The organism is Methylopila musalis (assembly GCF_042679725.1).
Lineage (GTDB): Bacteria > Pseudomonadota > Alphaproteobacteria > Rhizobiales > Methylopilaceae > Methylopila > Methylopila musalis.
The window spans coordinates 1-17564 of sequence record NZ_JBHTMX010000052.1 but is presented as its reverse complement, the minus strand read 5'-3'; the positions used below and the strand labels follow the sequence as shown (position 1 = coordinate 17564).

General features: G+C 70.8%; 16 protein-coding genes. 14 read left to right on the top strand and 2 right to left on the bottom strand.

The window, feature by feature from the left end:
* The 12 genes from priA to ACFQ4O_RS08120 all read left to right on the top strand — a co-directional run.
* Positions 1 to 1676, top strand: a 1676-nt coding sequence (priA, locus tag ACFQ4O_RS08175; protein WP_378775209.1) for a replication restart helicase PriA, incomplete at its 5' end; no start/stop codon positions are given.
* 305 nt (positions 1677 to 1981) lie between these two features.
* Entirely contained in the window at positions 1982 to 2542 is a 561-nt protein-coding gene (locus tag ACFQ4O_RS08170; protein ID WP_378775208.1) for a F0F1 ATP synthase subunit delta, read from the top strand.
* Complete coding sequence (gene atpA, locus ACFQ4O_RS08165; protein WP_378775207.1) at positions 2542 to 4071, top strand: F0F1 ATP synthase subunit alpha; 1530 nt, start codon at positions 2542 to 2544, stop codon at positions 4069 to 4071. Before ACFQ4O_RS08170 ends, atpA begins: the two co-directional genes overlap by 1 nt.
* A gap of 38 nt (positions 4072 to 4109) precedes the next feature.
* On the top strand, positions 4110 to 4994 hold the full coding sequence (locus ACFQ4O_RS08160) for a F0F1 ATP synthase subunit gamma (protein WP_378775206.1): 885 nt from the start codon (positions 4110 to 4112) through the stop codon (positions 4992 to 4994).
* Positions 4995 to 5017: 23 nt separating this feature from the next.
* Positions 5018 to 6433 (top strand): F0F1 ATP synthase subunit beta, encoded by a 1416-nt coding sequence (gene atpD, locus ACFQ4O_RS08155; RefSeq protein ID WP_378775205.1) that lies wholly within the window; start codon positions 5018 to 5020, stop codon positions 6431 to 6433.
* 112 nt (positions 6434 to 6545) lie between these two features.
* On the top strand, positions 6546 to 6794 hold the full coding sequence (locus ACFQ4O_RS08150) for a hypothetical protein (protein WP_378775204.1): 249 nt from the start codon (positions 6546 to 6548) through the stop codon (positions 6792 to 6794).
* A 26-nt stretch (positions 6795 to 6820) separates the two neighbouring features.
* A complete protein-coding gene (locus ACFQ4O_RS08145; RefSeq protein ID WP_378775203.1) occupies positions 6821 to 7222 on the top strand; it encodes a F0F1 ATP synthase subunit epsilon in 402 nt (133 codons plus the stop codon).
* 177 nt (positions 7223 to 7399) lie between these two features.
* Complete coding sequence (gene thrC, locus ACFQ4O_RS08140) at positions 7400 to 8818, top strand: threonine synthase (protein ID WP_378775202.1); 1419 nt, start codon at positions 7400 to 7402, stop codon at positions 8816 to 8818.
* Positions 8815 to 10095, top strand: coding sequence for a M16 family metallopeptidase (locus tag ACFQ4O_RS08135; RefSeq protein ID WP_378775201.1), 1281 nt, complete (start codon positions 8815 to 8817; stop codon positions 10093 to 10095). Before thrC ends, ACFQ4O_RS08135 begins: the two co-directional genes overlap by 4 nt.
* An 18-nt stretch (positions 10096 to 10113) precedes the next feature.
* Entirely contained in the window at positions 10114 to 10698 is a 585-nt protein-coding gene (locus ACFQ4O_RS08130) for a GNAT family N-acetyltransferase (RefSeq protein ID WP_378775200.1), read from the top strand.
* 117 nt (positions 10699 to 10815) lie between these two features.
* A complete protein-coding gene (locus tag ACFQ4O_RS08125) occupies positions 10816 to 13734 on the top strand; it encodes an EAL domain-containing protein (protein WP_378775199.1) in 2919 nt (972 codons plus the stop codon).
* Between the two features lie 23 nt (positions 13735 to 13757).
* Complete coding sequence (locus tag ACFQ4O_RS08120; protein ID WP_378775198.1) at positions 13758 to 14336, top strand: hypothetical protein; 579 nt, start codon at positions 13758 to 13760, stop codon at positions 14334 to 14336.
* Positions 14337 to 14525: 189 nt separating this feature from the next.
* Here ACFQ4O_RS08120 and ACFQ4O_RS08115 read toward each other — a convergent pair whose 3' ends face one another.
* Complete coding sequence (locus ACFQ4O_RS08115) at positions 14526 to 15149, bottom strand: YqgE/AlgH family protein (protein WP_378775197.1); 624 nt, start codon at positions 15147 to 15149, stop codon at positions 14526 to 14528.
* A 138-nt stretch (positions 15150 to 15287) separates the two neighbouring features.
* Here ACFQ4O_RS08115 and ACFQ4O_RS08110 point away from each other — a divergent pair, with 138 nt between their 5' ends.
* Positions 15288 to 16115 (top strand): protein-disulfide reductase DsbD domain-containing protein, encoded by an 828-nt coding sequence (locus ACFQ4O_RS08110; RefSeq protein ID WP_378775196.1) that lies wholly within the window; start codon positions 15288 to 15290, stop codon positions 16113 to 16115.
* A 43-nt stretch (positions 16116 to 16158) separates the two neighbouring features.
* Positions 16159 to 16644 carry a peroxiredoxin gene (locus ACFQ4O_RS08105; RefSeq protein ID WP_378775195.1) on the top strand — a complete coding sequence of 162 codons (486 nt, stop codon included), beginning with the start codon at positions 16159 to 16161 and terminating at the stop codon, positions 16642 to 16644.
* Between the two features lie 148 nt (positions 16645 to 16792).
* On the opposite strand, the gene ACFQ4O_RS08100 is transcribed toward ACFQ4O_RS08105, so the two are convergent.
* Positions 16793 to 17564: CopD family protein (locus ACFQ4O_RS08100; protein ID WP_378775194.1), on the bottom strand; the 772-nt coding region annotated here is incomplete at its 5' end.

Below are 17564 nucleotides of genomic sequence, written 5' to 3'. Positions count from 1 at the left end.
CGCTGGCGGAGGCCGAGCTGCCGCCGCCTCCGCCGCCGCCTGCGCCGGATCCCTTCCGGCCCGGCCCGGCGCTGTCGCCGGCCCAGAAGGAGGCGGCGAACATGCTGGCGGCGCTTGCGGCCGGACAACGCTTCGGCGAGGCGCTGCTCGACGGCGTCACCGGCTCGGGCAAGACCGAGGTCTATCTCGACGCCGTGGCCGCCGCCCTCGCCGCCGGCCGGCAGGCGCTGATCATGGCGCCCGAGATCGCGCTGACGGCCGCCTTCATCGATCGGTTCGCCGCCCGCTTCGGCGCCCGTCCCGCGGTGTGGCACGCGAGCGTCGGCGAAAAGGCCCGTTCGGCGGTGCGAGCCGGCGTCGCCACCGGCGAGGTCCGCGCGGTGGTCGCCGCCCGCTCGGGCCTGTTCCTGCCGTTCCGGGATCTTGGAATCATCGTCGTCGATGAGGAGCACGACCCCGCCTACAAGCAGGAGGACGGCGTGCTCTACAACGCCCGCGACATGGCGGTGCTGCGTGGGCGCTATGAGGCGGCGCCGGTGGTGCTGGCCTCCGCCACGCCGTCGCTGGAAAGCCGCGTCAACGCCGAGCGCGGCCGCTACGCCCGGCTGGTGCTGCCGGACCGGTTCGGCGGTCGGGCGCTGCCTGCGATCGCGGCGGTCGACCTGCGCACGGCCGGCCCGGCGAAGGGCGCCTGGCTCAGCCCCCGCCTCGTCTCCGCCATGACCGAGACGCTGAAGGCCGGCGACCAGACGCTGCTGTTCCTGAACCGGCGCGGTTACGCTCCGCTCACCCTGTGCCGCGCCTGCGGCCACCGGCTGCAATGCCCCAACTGCTCCGCCTGGCTGGTGGAGCACCGATTCCGCGCCCGGCTCGTCTGCCACCATTGCGGCCACACCGGCCCCGTGCCCGACGCGTGCCCGTCCTGCGGAACGGCGGGCCAGCTCGTGGCCTGCGGCCCCGGCGTGGAGCGCATCCGCGACGAGGCGCAGGCGCTGTTTCCACAGGCGCGTGTCAGCCTTCTCTCCAGCGATCTCGCTGGCGGCGGCGAGGCGCTGCTGGCGGAGCTCGACGCCATCGAGCGCGGCGAGGTGGACATCGTGGTCGGCACCCAGATGGTGACCAAGGGCCACAATTTTCCCAAGCTCACGCTGGTCGGCGTGGTAGACGCCGACTTCGCGCTCGGCGGCGCCGATCCCCGCGCCAGCGAGCGCACCTTCCAGATGCTGGAGCAGGTGGCGGGCCGCGCCGGGCGCGGCGAGCGGCCGGGCCGCGCGCTGCTGCAGACCCATGAGCCCGATCACCCTGTCGTGAAGGCGCTGATCTCCGGCGATCGTGAAGGCTTCTACCGGCTGGAGACCCGCCAGCGGCAGCAGGCGGCCATGCCGCCCTTCGGCCGACTCGCGGCGCTGATCGTCTCCGGGCCGGACCGCGAGGCGACCGAGACCCACGCCCGGGCGCTCGCCCGCGCCGCGCCGCGCTCCAACGGGGTGCGCGTTCTGGGGCCGGCGGAAGCGCCGCTCGCGGTGCTGAGGGGGCGGCATCGCATGCGACTCTTGGCGCAGGCCCCGCGGGAGATCGACCTGCCGGCCTACCTGCGCGCCTGGCTCGCCGCTGCGCCGAAGGTTCGGGGGAGCCTGCGCGTGGCGGTTGACGTGGACCCCCAGAGCTTCGTCTGACGCGTAGAGCGCCGCGGCTCGCGACCTTGGTGTGACATCGTGTCGGCTTAGGTCGTTCGGCCGATCCGTCGGGGCCGGGCGGGCGTCGCCGCCGTAAGCCCATGATTACCAGCGCTTTTCGAGGCTTCGCCACAGAGGCGCCACGATGTTGCGCGGCTCGGGAAGCCGTGTTAGTCAACCGCCGTTTCGTGGGGAGCTCCTTGCGGACACAGGCCGCGCCGGCTGCGGGACAGTCGGCATTTCCGGGAGGGTTCGGGGCGTTCGCTCCGGTTCGGCCCCAGCTCCAACCAGCGAGAGAACGCTCGGTGGCAGGTAAAGACACTATCGTGTCCGGAACGGCGGGACGCTACGCTTCCGCTCTGTTCGATCTCGCCCGTGAGGCGAACCAGATCGACGCGATCGCGGGCGATCTGGACAAGGTGACGGCGCTGCTCGCCGAGAGCGAGGATCTGCGACGTCTGGTCCGCAGTCCGGTGTTTTCGTCGGACGAGCAGGAGAAGGCCATCGGCGCCGTTCTGGACCGCGCCGGCGTCTTCGGGCTCGCCGCCAACTTCGTGCGCCTCGTGGCGCGCAATCGTCGCCTGTTCGCGATCGAGAGCATCATCCGGGCGTTCCGCGCGCTGGTCGCCACCCACAACGGCGTCGTCGCCGCCGAGGTGACCGTGGCCGAGCCGCTGACGGACGCGCGGCGCGAGGCTCTCTCGCAGGCGCTCGCCGGCATCACCGGCAAGACGGTCGACTTCGACGTGAAGGTCGACCCGCAGATTCTCGGCGGACTCATCGTGCGGCTCGGCAGCCGCATGGTCGACGCCTCGCTCAAGACCAAGCTCAACGCCATCAAACTTGCAATGAAAGAGGTCGGCTGATGGACATTCGCGCCGCCGAGATCACCGCGATCCTCAAGGATCAGATCCAGAACTTCGGCCAGGAAGCCGAAGTTTCGGAGGTGGGCCAGGTTCTCTCCATCGGCGACGGCATCGCCCGCGTCTACGGCCTCGACAACGTCCAGTACGGCGAGATGGTCGAGTTCCCGAGCGGCGCCCGCGGCATGGCGCTGAACCTCGAGAACGACAATGTCGGCGTCGTGGTGTTCGGCTCCGACCGTGAGATCCGCGAAGGCGACACCGTCAAGCGCACCGGCGCCATCGTGGACGTGCCGGTCGGCAAGGGCCTGCTCGGCCGCGTGGTCGACGCGCTGGGCAACCCGATCGACGGCAAGGGCCCGATCGAATACGCCGAGCGCCGCCGCGTGGACGTGAAGGCGCCGGGCATCATCCCGCGCAAGTCCGTGCACGAGCCGATGCAGACCGGCATCAAGTCGATCGACGCGCTGATCCCGGTCGGCCGCGGCCAGCGCGAGCTGATCATCGGCGACCGCCAGACCGGCAAGACCGCCGTCGCGCTCGACACCATCCTGAACCAGAAGCCGATCAACGCCTCGGGCGACGAGAAGCAGAAGCTCTACTGCGTCTATGTGGCCGTCGGCCAGAAGCGCTCCACCGTCGCGCAGTTCGTGAAGGTGCTGGAGGAGCAGGGCGCTCTCGAGTACTCGATCGTGGTGGCGGCGACCGCCTCCGATCCGGCCCCGATGCAGTTCCTGGCGCCCTTCGCCGGCTGCGCCATGGGCGAATACTTCCGCGACAACGGCATGCACGCCCTGATCGTCTATGACGATCTCTCCAAGCAGGCCGTGGCCTACCGCCAGATGTCGCTGCTGCTGCGCCGTCCGCCCGGCCGCGAGGCCTATCCGGGCGACGTGTTCTACCTGCACTCCCGCCTGCTGGAGCGCGCGGCCAAGCTGAACGACGCCAACGGCGCCGGCTCGCTCACCGCCCTCCCGGTCATCGAGACCCAGGCCAACGACGTGTCGGCCTACATCCCGACCAACGTGATCTCGATCACCGACGGCCAGATCTTCCTCGAGTCCGACCTGTTCTACCAGGGCGTGCGCCCGGCGGTGAACGTGGGCATCTCGGTGTCCCGCGTCGGCTCGTCGGCCCAGATCAAGGCGATGAAGCAGGTCGCCGGCAAGATCAAGGGCGAGCTCGCCCAGTACCGCGAGATGGCGGCCTTCGCCCAGTTCGGCTCCGACCTCGACGCCTCGACCCAGCGCCTGCTGAACCGCGGCGCCCGTCTGGTCGAGCTGCTGAAGCAGCCGCAGTTCTCGCCGCTGAAGGTCGAGGAGCAGGTGGTGGTGATCTACGCCGGCACCAACGGCTATCTGGACAAGCTGCCGGTGTCCAAGGTGCGCGGCTTCGAGACCGGTCTGCTCGACCATCTCTACGCGAACCACAAGGACATCCTTGAGGAGATCCGCACGAAGAAGGAGCTCACGAAGGAGAACACCGAGAAGCTGAAGAGCGCTCTCGACTCCTTCGCGAAGACCTACTCGTAACGCCCGCCGCGCGCACCAAGGGAGCCTAAGGCGACGTTATGGCGAGCCTCAAGGAGCTACGAAACCGCATCGCCTCGGTGAAGGCGACGCAGAAGATCACCAAGGCCATGCAGATGGTCGCGGCGGCCAAGCTCCGCCGCGCCCAGCTTGCGGCTGAGGCCGCACGGCCTTTCGCCCAGCGCATGGAGCGGGTGCTCTCGAACCTGGCGACGAGCCTCAAGGACGCGCCGGGGGCTCCGCTGCTTCTGTCGGGCACCGGCTCGCAGCAGCGCCACCTTCTGGTGGTGGCCACCGCCGAGCGCGGCCTGTGCGGCGGCTTCAACTCGTCGATCTCGCGTCTGGCGCGGGATCGGGCGAACAAGCTGCTCGCCGAAGGCAAGGACGTGCAGTTCCTGTGCGTCGGCCGCAAGGGCGCCGACGTGCTGCGCCGCCAGTTCGGCCCCCGCATCCGCGAGGTGATCGAGCTCGGCGCGAACAAGCAGGTCGGCTATTCGGACGCCGAGGCGATCGCCGCCAAGGTGCTCGGCCTCTACCAGGCCGGCGAGTTCGACGTGGCCACGCTGTTCTTCTCGAGCTTCCGCTCGGTGATCAGCCAGGTTCCGACCGCGCAGCAGATCGTTCCGGCGGAGATCCCGCAGGGCGACGCCGGCGCGGACGCGGCCGGCGGCGCGATCTACGAATACGAACCGTCCGAGGAGGAGATCCTCGAGGATCTGCTGCCGAAGAACGTCGCGATCCAGATCTTCAAGGGGCTTCTCGAAAACGCCGCTTCGGAGCAGGGCGCCCGCATGTCCGCCATGGACTCCGCGACGCGCAACGCCGGCGAAATGATCAAGAAGCTGACCCTGAACTACAACCGCACCCGGCAGGCGCAGATCACGAAGGAGCTGATCGAGATCATCTCCGGCGCCGAAGCGCTCTGATTTTCGGACGAGGATTGACAACCATGACCGCTAATGTCGGCCGCATCACCCAGGTCATCGGCGCCGTCGTCGACGTCCAGTTCGACGGCCATCTGCCCGAAATCCTGAACGCGCTCGAGACGCAGAACAACCAGACCCGTCTGGTGCTCGAAGTCGCCCAGCATCTCGGCGAGTCCACCGTGCGCACCATCGCCATGGACTCCACCGAGGGCCTCGTCCGCGGCCAGAGCGTCAGCGACACCGGTTCGCCGATCGCGGTGCCGGTCGGCGCCGGCACGCTGGGCCGCATCCTGAACGTGGTCGGCGAGCCGATCGACGAAGGCGGCCCGGTGCTCAACGAGGGCCTGCGCCCAATCCACCAGCCGGCTCCGTCCTACGCCGAGCAGGCGACCGAGACCGAAGTGCTCGTCACCGGCATCAAGGTCGTGGACCTGCTCGCGCCTTACGCCAAGGGCGGCAAAGTCGGCCTGTTCGGCGGCGCGGGCGTCGGCAAGACGGTGCTCATCCAGGAGCTCATCAACAACGTCGCCAAGGCCCACGGCGGTTACTCCGTGTTCGCCGGCGTCGGCGAGCGCACCCGCGAGGGCAATGACCTCTACCACGAGTTCATCGAGTCCGGCGTGAACAAGGCCGGCGGCGGCGAGGGCTCCAAGTGCGCCCTGGTGTTCGGCCAGATGAACGAGCCGCCCGGCGCCCGCGCCCGCGTCGCGCTCTCGGGCCTGACCATCGCCGAGCACTTCCGCGACCAGGGCCAGGACGTGCTGTTCTTCGTGGACAACATCTTCCGCTTCACCCAGGCCGGCTCGGAAGTGTCGGCTCTGCTCGGCCGCATCCCGTCGGCGGTGGGCTATCAGCCGACGCTCGCCACCGACATGGGCGCGCTGCAGGAGCGCATCACCACCACCACCAAGGGGTCGATCACCTCGGTGCAGGCCATTTACGTGCCGGCCGACGACCTGACCGATCCGGCCCCGGCCGCCTCCTTCGCCCATCTCGACGCCACGACGGTGCTGAACCGCTCGATCGCCGAAAAGGGCATCTACCCGGCCGTGGACCCGCTCGACTCGACCTCGCGCATCCTGTCCGCGCAGATCATCGGCGAGGAGCACTACAACACCGCCCGTCGCGTCCAGGAGACCCTGCAGCGCTACAAGTCGCTGCAGGACATCATCGCCATCCTGGGCATGGACGAGCTGTCGGAAGAGGACAAGCTGACGGTGGCGCGCGCCCGCAAGATCGAGCGCTTCCTGTCCCAGCCGTTCCACGTGGCCGAGGTGTTCACGGGCTTCCCCGGCAAGTTCGTGCAGCTCGCCGACACCATCAAGGGCTTCAAGGGCCTGGTCGAAGGCAAGTATGACGACCTGCCGGAAGCCGCCTTCTACATGGTCGGCACCATCGACGAGGCGATCGAGAAGGCCAAGAAGCTCGCCGAGGGCTGATCGCCGCGACGAAAGACGCCTTCCGCCGGCCTGCCCGGCGGAAGGGCGGGCCCTATAACACGACGAGGCGCGGTCCGTTCGGCCGCGGCCTTCTCAGTGAAGTAGGTGTTCCATGAACGGCAAGGTCGTGTTTCTTCTGATCGGTCTCGTGGTCGGCGGTCTCGCCGGCTGGCTCACCCGGCCCGAAGCGGCGGAAGTGAGCTTCCTCGGCCTCAAGGTCGAGGTGCAGGGCGATCAGGCGGCCGCGCCCGGCGACCGGACGCTGACGTCCGGTCAGGCGCAGCATGTGGGCATCAGCGCCGCGATCGGCGCGCTGCTCGGTTTCGGCATCGGCTTCATGGCCGACCGCCGCCGCGGGTGACCGCCAGAGCTTGAGAGAACGGAACGATGGACAGCTTCCCCTTCGAACTGGTGTCGCCGGAAAAGCTCCTCATCTCTGAGGAGGTGCAGCATGTGGTGGTGCCGGGCGTCGAAGGCGAGTTCGGCGTGCTGGCGCATCACGCGCCCTTCATGTCGGTGCTGAAGCCGGGCGTCGTGAAGGTCTACAAGACCGAGGGCGGCGAGCCGCAGAAGCTGTTCGTGCGCGGCGGCTTCGCCGACGTGAACCCGAAGGGCCTCACCATCCTCGCCGACGAGGCGACCCCGCTGGACCAGCTCGACGCGTCGCGCATCGACGTGCTGATCGCCGACGCCCAGGAGGACGTGGCGGAGGCCAAGACCGACGACGAGCGGCTCAAGGCCGAGATCCGGCTCTCGCATTTCCGTCAGCTCAAGGCCGTGCACGTCTGATCGTCGCGCTGCTTCCGGGCTGAAAACGACGCAAGGCCGGGAGCGATCCCGGCCTTCGCCGTTTTTCGGCCTCCGTTTCACGCCAAAGGCCGGGGATCGCCGTTCTTGCGGGACGGCGGGACGGGGCCTAATTTGGCCGCTCGCTCAACCTCACGCTTTTCCGGAGACGCTCCGAACATGGCGCCTGCCTATGTCTCGACCCGCGGCGACGCGCCCCGGCTCGGCTTCGTCGACGCCATGCTGGCGGGCCTCGCCCGCGATGGCGGCCTCTACGTGCCCGAGACCTGGCCGACGCTCACCCGCGACGAGATCGCGGACCTCGCCGGCCGGCCCTACGCCGAGATCGCTTACCGGGTGATCGCGCCCTTCGTGGGCGACGCCATTCCGGCGGACGCGCTGAAGCGCATGATCGACGAGGCCTACGGCGCGTTCCGCCACGCGGCGGTGACGCCGCTGACCCAAGTCGGCGCGAACCGATTCGTGCTGGAGCTGTTCCACGGGCCGACGCTCGCCTTCAAGGACGTGGCGATGCAGCTGCTGGCGCGGCTGATGGACCATGCGCTCGCCGAGCGGGGCCTGCGCGCCACAATCGTCGGCGCGACCTCCGGCGACACCGGCGGCGCGGCGATCGAGGCGTTCCGCGGCCGCTCGCGGCTCGACGTGTTCATCCTGATGCCGGACGGCAAGGTGAGTGAGGTCCAGCGCCGGCAGATGACCACCGTGCCGGACGACAACGTACACGCCATCGCCATCGACGGCTCGTTCGACGACGCGCAGGCCCATGTGAAGGCGATGTTCAACCATCACGCCTTCCGCGACCGGCTGGCGCTCGCGGGCGTGAACTCCATCAACTGGGCGCGGGTGCTGGCGCAGGCGGTCTACTATTTCGCCGCCGCGACCGCGCTCGGCGCGCCGGCGCGCGAGATCGATGTCGTGGTGCCCACCGGCAATTTCGGCGATGTGTTCGCAGGGTACGTGGCCAAGCGCATGGGCCTGCCGATCCGCCGGCTGGTGATCGCCACCAACGTGAACGACATCCTCGCCCGCACGCTGGAGACCGGGGTCTACGAGGTGCGCGGCGTCGCGCCCACCACCTCGCCCTCCATGGACATCCAGGTCTCGTCCAACTTCGAGCGGCTGCTGTTCGACGCCGTGGGCCGCGATCCCGCGACGGTGCGCGCCGCCATGGCGTCGCTCGGCCAGTCGGGCTCATTCACGCTGCCGGCCGGGGCGCTTGAGGTCATCCGCGCCGAGTTCGACGCCGGCCGCGCCGACGAGGACGAGGTCAAGGCCACCATCCGCCGGGTGCTGGAGACCTCCGGCTACCTGCTCGACACCCACACCGCCGTCGCCTTCGCGGTGGCGGAGAAGGCGGAGACCGATCCGGGCGTCCCGCAGGTGGTGCTGTCCACCGCCCATCCGGCCAAGTTCCCGGACGCGGTCGAGGCGGCGTCCGGCGTGCGGCCGGGCCTGCCCGCCCATCTCGCCGATCTGCTGGAGCGTCCGGAGCGGCTGACCCGCCTGCCCAACGACGTCGCCGCGATCGAGGCCTTCGTGGCCGAACACGCCCGCGTGGCGAAGACCGCCGCCGCATGAGCGCCCGCGTCACGACGCTGCCGTCCGGCCTCGCGGTCGTCACCGACGCCATGCCGGAGCTTGGCACGGCGGCGGTGGGCGTCACCTTCGGCGCCGGCGCGCGGGCCGAGCGGGAGGACGAGCACGGCCTCGCCCATCTGCTGGAGCACATGGCGTTCAAGGGCACGGCCCGCCGCTCGGCGCTCGCCATCGCCGAGGAGATCGAGCAGGTGGGCGGCGACCTCAACGCCGCGACCGGCGTGGAGCAGACCTCCTATTCGGCGCGCGCGCTCGCGGCCGACGTGGGGCTCGCCCTCGACATCCTCGCCGACATCGTCACCGAGCCGGCCTTCGACCCGGACGAGCTGAAGCGCGAGCAGGGCGTGATCGTGCAGGAGATCGGCGCGGTGGAGGACACGCCCGACGATCTGGTGTTCGATCTGCTGCAGGAGACCGCGTTCCCCGACCAGCCGCTCGGCCGCTCGATCCTCGGCACGCCGAAGACGGTGCGCGGGCTCGACCGGGCGAAGCTCGCGGGCTTCCTCGCGCGCGGCTACCGCGCCGGGGCCGGCGTGGTGACGGCGGCCGGCGCCGTTGACCACGACCGGGTGGTGGAGGACGCCGCCCGCCTGTTCGCGCGCCTGCCCGGGGGCGCCGGCGACACGCCCGCGCCGGCGATCTATCGCGGCGGCGACCTGCGGCGCGACAAGCGCGATCTCGAACAGATCCACGTGGCCATCGCCTTCGAGGGCCGGCCCTATGACGCGCCGGACGCCTACGCCGCGCAGGTGTTCGCCAATCTCGCCGGCGGCGGCATGTCGTCCCGCCTGTTCCAGGAGGTGCGCGAGCGCCGGGGCCTCGCCTATTCGGTGCACGCCTTCCATTGGGGCTACGCCGACGCGGGCCTGTTCGGGGCCTATGCGGCGCTCGGGCCGGAGGACGCGGCGGAGATCCTGCCGGTGCTGCTCGACGTGCTGAACGGCGCGGCGGACGACGCCACCGAGCGCGAGGTCGCCCGCGCCAAGGCGCAGATGAAGGCGGGGCTGCTGATGTCGCTGGAGCAGCCGGCGGCCCGCGCCGACCACCACGCCCGGCACCAGCTCGCCCATGGCCGCCCGCTCGACCCCGACGAGATCGTGGCGAAGATCGAGGCGGTCGACGTGGACGCCGCCCGCGCGGCCGGCGCGAGCATGCTCGCGACGCCCTACACGCTGTCCGCGCTCGGCCCCACGCGCCGGCTTTTGTCGGCGGAGCGGCTGGCGGAGCGGCTCGGGCCGCGTCAGCGTCCGGCGGCCTGAGGCGGAGGCGGCGGGAGGATGGCGTTCTTCCGGACGCTCTCGGTCGCCGACACCGTGCCGACGCTGGTCGGCGACGGGGTGACGCTGCGCACGCCCCAGATGGGCGACCATCAGGCCTGGTCGGAGCTGCGCACGATCAGCCGCGATTTCCTGCGCCCCTGGGAGCCGATCTGGCCCTCCGACGACCTGACCCGCAACGCCTTCCGCCGGCGCCTCAAGCGCTACGCCCGGGAGATGGAGCAGGATCAGGCCTATCCGTTCTTCATCTTCGGGCCGGACGGCGCGCTGGTGGGCGGGGTGACGCTGAGCCAGGTGCGGCGCGGGGTGGCGCAGAGCTGCTGCGTCGGCTACTGGATGGGCCAGCCCTATGCGGGCCGCGGCCTGATGAGCAAGGCCATGCGGGCGCTGACGCCGTTCGTGTTCGACGGGCTGAAGCTGCGGCGGCTCGAAGCGGCCTGCCTGCCGCGCAACGTCGCGTCCATCCGGCTCCTGGAGAAGATCGGGTTCGAGCGGGAAGGCTGCGCCCGGCAGTATCTCTGCATCGATGGAATCTGGCAGGACCATCTGCTCTACGCGCTTCTGCGCGGGCCAAGGCTGGTCTAACGTGTCGCCGCCGCGCGAGCCCTTGCGGGATGCGGCGCGGCTGAGGAACAACGCCGCCCGTTAGGCTTCGGCCATGGGCGGGGGCCGGCGGGGCCGGCGTTCGGGAGAGTCCAAGCGTTGCGTATGGTCCGCGCCCTGTGTCAGGCGCTTCTCCTCGTGATCGCCGGTCTGGCGTGGGCGTCGCCCGCGGCGGCGCTGCAGCCCCTGTCCGTGACGGAGGACCAGGACGCCGTCGATCTTCTGGGCGCGATCGAGCGCCCGGCGGGGCAGGCGGATCGCATCCAGGTCGCCACCTTCCCCGGAGCGGACGGCATCGTGCGCCGCATCGAGGTGCGGTCCGAGCGGCCGGGCGACGGCCGGCAATGGGCGGTGTTCGCCCTCAGGAACGACGGCGACCAGCAGCTCGACCGGCTTCTGGTGTCGCCGCATTTCCGGCTGGTGGGCTCAGGGGTGCTGTGGCCCGATCTCGGCGAGGACCGCATCCAGAACGTCACCGCGAGCCAGGGCGTGCGGCCGGAGCGCCAGCACGCGGACTCCGACGACGTGTTCGCGCTGACCATCGATCCCGGCGCCACCGTGACCTACGTGGTCGAGCTGTCGTCGCCGAAGCTGCTGCAGCTGACGCTGTGGGAGCCGGACGCCTACAAGGACAAGGTCAACTCCTACACGCTCTATCGCGGCATCATGCTGGGCATCGCCGGCCTGCTGGCGCTGATCCTGACCATCCTGTTCGTGGTCAAGGGCTCGGTCATGTTCCCGGCGGCCGCTGCCCTTGCTTGGGCGGTGCTGGCGCATCTCGGCGTCGACTTCGGCTTCTGGCGCAAGGTGTTCGAGCTCGGCCCGGACGCCGACCGCTTCCTGCGCGCCGCGAGCGAGGCGGGGCTCGCGGCCACCATGCTGGTGTTCCTGTTCGCCTATCTCAACCTGAACCGTTGGCACGTGCGCTACAGCCACGTCATGGGGGCGTGGTTCGCCTTCCTGGTGGCGCTGGTGTGGCTCGCGGCCTACGACGCGCCGGTGGCGGCGGGCATCGCGCGGCTGTCGCTCGGCGCGGTGGCCTTCATCGGCTTCGGCATCGTGGCGTGGTTCGCGGCCCAAGGCTACGATCGCGCGGTGATGCTCGCGCCCACCTGGGCGCTGTTCGTGGCGTGGTCGGTGGCGGCCGCGGCGGCGGTCGGCGGCGGGCTCGCCACCGATCTCGCGCCGGCCTCGCTGCTCGGCGGGCTGGTGCTGATCGTGCTGCTGATCGGCTTCACGGTGATGCAGCACGCTTTCGCGGGCGGAGCCGTCGCGCCGGGACAGGCCTCCGACGTGGAGCGCAGGGCGCTCGCCATCACCGGAGCGGGCGACGTGGTGTGGGACTGGGACGTGGACGCCGACCGCATCCATGTGGGCCACGACCTCGAGCACGTTCTGGGGCTCCGGCGCGGCGCGCTGGAGGCGCCGGCGGCGCATTGGCTGGACGTGGTCCATGTGGCCGACCGGGACCGCTTCCGCGCCGGCCTCGACGCGCTGGTGCAGGAGCGGCGCGGGCGGCTGGTGGAGACCTTCCGCCTGCGCAGCCAGGACGGCCACTATCTCTGGTTCACGCTCCGGGCGCGGCCGGTGGTGGGCGCCGACGGCGAGGTGATCCGCTGCGTCGGCACGCTGCTCGACGTCACCGACGCCAAGACCACCGAAGAGCGCCTGCTGCAGAACGCGGTGCACGACAACCTGACCGGCCTGCCGAACCGCGAGCTGTTCGTGGATCGGCTCGACGCCGCGCTCGCCTACGCGCAGGGCGACGCCTCGCTGAAGCCGACGGTCATGGTGCTGGACATCGACCGCTACAAGAAGATCAACGAGAGCGTCGGCGTCGCCACCGGCGACACCATCCTCATCACGGTGGTGCGGCGCCTGTCGCGGCTGCTGAAGCCGCAGGACACGCTGGCCCGGCTCGGCGGCGACCAGTTCGGCGTGCTGCTGGTGTCCGAGCGCGAGGTGGAGGCCATCACCGCCTTCGCCGACGCGCTGAAGCGCACGCTGCGCTCGCCCATCAGCTTCGGCGGGCGCGAGCTGTTCCTCACCGCCTCGATCGGGCTGGTGCTGGCGGACGCCCGCGCCGGGGGAGGGGGCGAGGACCTGCTGAAGAACGCGGAGGTGGCCATGTACCACGCCAAGCGCTTCGGCGGCGACCATATCGAGGTGTTCAAGCCCACCATGCGCGCGGCCGCCTCCGACCGGGTGCTGATCGCGGGCGAGCTCAACCGCGCGCTGGAGCGCGGCGAGATGCGGGTGCATTATCAGCCGATCGTGCGGCTGGAAGATCGCTCCATCGCCGGTTTCGAGGCGCTGCTGCGCTGGGATCATCCGCGCTACGGCCGGAGGCCGCCGGACGAGTTCATCGCCATCGCCGAGGAGACCGGCCTGATCGTCGATCTCGGCCTGTTCGCGCTCGACGAGGCCGCCCGCCAGCTCGCCCACTGGCAGGAGCGGGTGCCCGGCGAGCCGCCGCTGTTCATGTCCGTCAACGTCTCCAGCCGCCAGTTCCTGCGGCAGGATCTGGCGCAGGACATCCAGAACGTGCTGAGCCGCCACGCGCTGCCCCACGGCTCGCTCAAGATCGAGCTGACCGAGAGCCTGGTGATGGAGAATCCGGAGCACGCGGCGCAGATGCTGCTGCGCATGCGGGAGCTTGGCGCAGGCCTGTCGCTGGACGATTTCGGCACCGGCCATTCCAGCCTCGCCTACCTGCAACGCTTCCCGTTCGACGTGCTGAAGATCGACAAGTCGCTGGTGCGGCCCACCTCGAACGGCCAGCGCCCGGTGATCCTGCGCTCGATCGTGAACCTCGCCCACGATCTCGGCATGGAGGTGGTGGCCGAGGGCGTGGAGACCGACAGCGACGCGGTGGAGCTGTTCCACCTCGGCTGCGCCTTCGCGCAAGGCTACGCCTTCGGCCCCGCCCGCAGCGCCGAGGACTGCGACCGCATGCTGGGCCTCGCCCCCGAAGGCGTCGCGCGCCGCGTGATGCAGGGCGCGCTCGGCCGGCGGTGAGCGCGGCGAGGACGGAGAACATCATGGGCGTGAACAGCGGATGGACGGCGATCGCCCTCGCGGCGCTGGCGCTGTGCGGCGCCGGGCGCGCCTCCGCCGAAGCTGCGAAGCCTCGGGTCGAGGTTCACCGCTCGCAGGCCGGCGAGAAGAACGCCGAGGGCTGGTATCCCGCGACCTCGACCCGAGGGCGCTTCAGCGGCCTCTCGCCGATCCCGTTCAACGACTACACGATCACCATCGAGGACCCGAACGTCGGCGCGCTGACCCTCCACGGGGTCGGGAGCAAGAGCGCGGACGGGATGGAGTTCGGGACGATCGAGACCGTGCGGACCGCGCGTCAGAAGGACGTCGATCTGCGGGGCGTGATCGCGCAGGTGGCGCGCAAGCAGGGCGCGGCCGCTCCCGACATCCGGGTCGAGACGATCGGCCGGGAGGAGATCGCGCGCGCCGCGTTCGAAGGGTCTGCGCGGGGCGTCGTGATGCGCGCGTCGAAGACGCAGGAGAGCGTGTTCAGCGTGATCTGCGAGTACCCGGTCGCATTGGCCGAAAGCGCGAAGCCGACCTGCGAGGACTATGTGGCGAGCTTCCAGGCCGGCGGCTGAGACCGGCTGACAGCTCGGCGCCCATCATGCCCGAGCGTGGTCATCGGGCATCCATGATTTTGGGCGCGCAAGGGCGGCGGCCTGTCGACATCTCGCGATGCGAACCTCGGTGACGCCCACACACCGCGCGGGCATGACGGGTCTCTCTGCGGCTTTCGCAGATCGCCCTCGCGTTCGAGGCCCCGCCCTTCAGGCGTGGCCGGCTTCCGCGGACAGCTTGCCGAGGTCGATGCCGATTTTCGCGAGCGCGCGCTCATACTTGGTGTCGACCGAGAGGTCGAACACCAGCTCCCGGTCGGCGGGGCAGTTCAGCCAGCCGTTGGCCTGGATCTCGTTTTCGAGCTGGCCCGGCGCCCATCCGGCGTAGCCCAGCGCCAGCAAGGCGCTGTCCGGCCCGTCGCCGCGCGCGATCGCCTTCAGGATGTCAAGCGTCGCCGTCAGGCAGATGCCGTCGTCGATCGAGAGCGTGGAATCCTCGATCATGAAGTCGGCGGAGTGCAGCACGAAGCCGCGGCCGGACTCCACCGGCCCGCCGCGCATCACCGGCACGCCGCCCGCCTTCTCCGGCAGGCGGATCTCGTCGCCGTCCGGGATGATGTCGAGCTGCACCAGCAGGTCCGGGAAGGTGATGTGCGAGGCCGGCTTGTTCACCACGATGCCCATGGCGCCCTCGGGCGAGTGGGCGCAGACATAGATGACGGTGCGCGAAAAGCGGTCGTCCTCCATGCCCGGCATCGCCACCAGAACCTGCCCGTCGAGATAGCCCGACTTGGCGCTTCGATCCGGTTTCGGCTGGCGAAGAATGTGCGGCATGACAAAAGAGTAGGGCCGGCGCCCTGATTTTGAAAGCCGGTCCCGCGCTGGAATTTCGCCGCAGGCCGCGGTCCGGCGCCGCCGTCACGGCGAGTTGCGTTTGGCGTGCGCGGGCGGGGCGCGTAGGGTGCGCCGGCCATGGTTCTCCGCCGCCTCTTCGCCCCCTTCGCTCTCGCCGTTCTGCTCGCGTCGCCGGCCGCGGCCGAGCCCGCGAGCCCGTGGGTCGAGGACGGCGCCTCGGCGTTGCGCCTGATCGACGCCGGCGAGGAGGCGGGCGGCGAGCGGCTGGTGGGCCTCGCCATCCGGCTCGACGCGGGCTGGAAGACCTACTGGCGCCAGCCCGGCGACAGCGGCGTGCCGCCCCAGTTCGATTTCTCCCGCTCCGAGAACGTGGGCGAGGTGACGGTGGTGTTTCCGACGCCCGAGCGCATGACCGACGAGGCCGGCGTCGCCAATGTCTATCACGGCGAGGTTCTGCTGCCGCTGCAGGTGCGGCCCAAGACCGCCGGCGCGCCGGTCCGGCTTGCGGTGAGCGTGGATTACGGCGTCTGCGACAAGGTCTGCGTGCCCGCCCGCGGCGAGGCGGCGCTGGCGCTTGAGACCGACGGCTTCTTCCCCGGCCCGGCGGCGGCCGCGGTGCGGCGGTCGTTGGCGAAGGCGCCGAAGCGTGTAGCGCTCGGCGCGGCGGCGGACGGACTCGCCATCGCCTCCCTCCGCCGGACGGACCGCGAGGTGGAGGTGACGGCTAAGGCCCCTGGACCGGACGTGGCGCTGTTCGCGGAGACCGGCGACGGCCGCTTCGCGCCTTCGCCGCAGCCGGTGGCGGGCGCGCCCGCCGGCGAGGCGCGCTTCCGCATGGCCTTCGACGGCGCGCTGCCGCAATCCGGCCTGCGCCTCACGCTCGCGGTCGCCGGCCATGCGATCGAGGTGTCGGCGCCCCTCGACGCTATCGTGCGGACGCCTTAAGTCTCCGGCGCGCCCGCATGGGGCCGCCTGAAGGAGACACGCCATGGCCATCGAGGTCGGTTCCCGCCTGCCCAACACCACCTTCCGCACCTTCGGCCCGGACGGCCCCGGCACGGTGATGGCGGACGAGATTTTCGCGGGCAAGAAGGCGGTGCTGTTCGCGGTGCCGGGGGCGTTCACGCCCACCTGCCACAAGAACCATCTGCCCGGCTATCTCGCCCGCCTCGACGAGCTGAAGGCCAAGGGCGTGGACGTGGTGGCGGTGACCGCCGTGAACGACGTGTTCGTGATGAACGCCTGGGCGGAAGCCACCGGCGCCAAGGACAAGATCGTGTTCCTGTCGGACGGCGGCGCGGATTTCGCCAAGGCGATCGGGCTGGAGCTGGACGCCACCGCCGGCGGCCTCGGCATCCGCTCCAAGCGCTACGCCGTGGTGCTGGACGACATGGTCGTCACCTATCTCGCGGTCGAGGATCAGCCGGGCAAGGCCGACCAGTCCAGCGCCGAGCGCCTGCTCGAAAGCCTCTGAGAGGCTGAGGCCCCTCTCTTGTCCCGGCCTTGAGCCGGGACCCTTAAACGCCGGCGTATGGGGCTGACGCGCCCCGGCCGACGTGCGTTGTTCGGGACCCTCAGCGGTTCTGGGTCCCGGCTCGAGGCCGGGACAAGAGGGCTTGCGCTCACGGCGCGACGTCGAGCGGGGCTTCGGGGCGCGCGAGGGTGAAGTCGTCGATCAGCACGTCGAGGCGCAGGCGCCAGCGGCCGGGGACGGCGAGCGGGGCGTCGGTGATGGTCCAGGCGCCGTCGTCGGCGCGGATCGCCTCCCGGTGGATCGGCTCCACCCCGACGGCCTCGGGCGGGGACAGCACGAGCGTGACCGCGACGGGATCGAGCGGGGCTCCGTCCGGCTTGCGCAGACGGATCGCGACGGCGCGGTTGCCGACGCGCGGCCGCTCAATCGTGACGACGGCCTCCAGACCGGGCGCCGACAGCGCGATCGGCGCGGCCTCCGTCGCGGTCAGCGTTCGTGGCGGCGGCGTGAAGCGCCAGCCCGCGGCGACGCCGAGAATGGCGACGACCACTACGGCCTCCGCCAGCGCCACCCGGCCGATCCGTCGTCCCGCGGCGCCGTCCCGAGCGAGCGCCGGGGCCGTCAGCCGGAAGCGGTTGACGCCCGCGAGCGCGAGAAGCAACGCCACGAGCGCGAGCTTGGCGAGCAGGAGGCGGCCGTAGTCCGTGCTCCACAGCGCTTCGAGGCTTCCAAGCTGGATGACCGCCAGCGGCGTGCCCGCGACCACCAGCGCCGCCACCGTGAACGGCGCGGCCCGGGAGAAGCGTTCGAGCGCGGCGACCGAGAACCGCGTCGCCAGCGCCAGCAGCGCGCCGGCCCAGACCGCCGCGGCGACGCCGTGGACCACCACGGCCGGAAGCGTGACGGCGCGCGGGGCGGCG

Bases quoted from the DNA above. Each gene is read 5' to 3' on its own strand.
- atpA (WP_378775207.1), top strand. From the start codon at position 2,542: ATGGACATTCGCGCCGCCGAGATCACCGCGATCCTCAAGGATCAGATC.
- ACFQ4O_RS08160 (WP_378775206.1), top strand. From the start codon at position 4,110: ATGGCGAGCCTCAAGGAGCTACGAAACCGCATCGCCTCGGTGAAGGCG.
- atpD (WP_378775205.1), top strand. From the start codon at position 5,018: ATGACCGCTAATGTCGGCCGCATCACCCAGGTCATCGGCGCCGTCGTC.
- ACFQ4O_RS08150 (WP_378775204.1), top strand. From the start codon at position 6,546: ATGAACGGCAAGGTCGTGTTTCTTCTGATCGGTCTCGTGGTCGGCGGT.
- ACFQ4O_RS08145 (WP_378775203.1), top strand. From the start codon at position 6,821: ATGGACAGCTTCCCCTTCGAACTGGTGTCGCCGGAAAAGCTCCTCATC.
- thrC (WP_378775202.1), top strand. From the start codon at position 7,400: ATGGCGCCTGCCTATGTCTCGACCCGCGGCGACGCGCCCCGGCTCGGC.
- ACFQ4O_RS08135 (WP_378775201.1), top strand. From the start codon at position 8,815: ATGAGCGCCCGCGTCACGACGCTGCCGTCCGGCCTCGCGGTCGTCACC.
- ACFQ4O_RS08130 (WP_378775200.1), top strand. From the start codon at position 10,114: ATGGCGTTCTTCCGGACGCTCTCGGTCGCCGACACCGTGCCGACGCTG.
- ACFQ4O_RS08120 (WP_378775198.1), top strand. From the start codon at position 13,758: ATGGGCGTGAACAGCGGATGGACGGCGATCGCCCTCGCGGCGCTGGCG.
- ACFQ4O_RS08115 (WP_378775197.1), bottom strand. From the start codon at position 15,149: ATGCCGCACATTCTTCGCCAGCCGAAACCGGATCGAAGCGCCAAGTCG.
- ACFQ4O_RS08110 (WP_378775196.1), top strand. From the start codon at position 15,288: ATGGTTCTCCGCCGCCTCTTCGCCCCCTTCGCTCTCGCCGTTCTGCTC.
- ACFQ4O_RS08105 (WP_378775195.1), top strand. From the start codon at position 16,159: ATGGCCATCGAGGTCGGTTCCCGCCTGCCCAACACCACCTTCCGCACC.